The sequence below is a fragment of the Brevibacterium sp. SIMBA_078 genome (assembly GCF_046534565.1).
In the GTDB taxonomy this organism is placed as follows: Bacteria; Actinomycetota; Actinomycetes; order Actinomycetales; family Brevibacteriaceae; genus Brevibacterium.
This window is the reverse complement of sequence record NZ_JAWRYQ010000150.1, coordinates 1-286: the sequence shown is the minus strand read 5'-3', so window position 1 is coordinate 286 and position 286 is coordinate 1. Positions and strand designations below refer to the sequence as shown.

Annotated in this window: 1 protein-coding gene; it reads right to left on the bottom strand. The window is 43.7% G+C overall.

Annotated features, from left to right (window positions below; genetic code table 11):
* Nucleotides 1-260: AMP-binding protein (locus SB749_RS19245; protein WP_410711715.1), on the bottom strand; the 260-nt coding region annotated here is incomplete at its 3' end.
* Between the last annotated feature and the right edge of the window lie 26 nt (nucleotides 261-286).

Here is a 286-nt window from a genome sequence, read left to right as displayed (position 1 = left end):
GATTGCCTAGCAGCCGCGACGACATTACGTTGTGTTAGGACAGCACCTTTAGATAGTCCAGTCGTACCACCTGTATACTGCAAAATAGCTTTCTGTTGTAGGGTGGTTTTTGGTGCTTGAATCGGTAGATTCTTACCTTTCTTTAGAACCTCAGGGAACTTAGTAACGTCATACTTAGGGTCATTTAGGTTGTATTTTGGAACCAAGCGTTTGACCTGACGGATGACCGTATTGACCAAAATACCTTTCAGACCCATCATATCGCCCATTTTTGACAGCACGATAC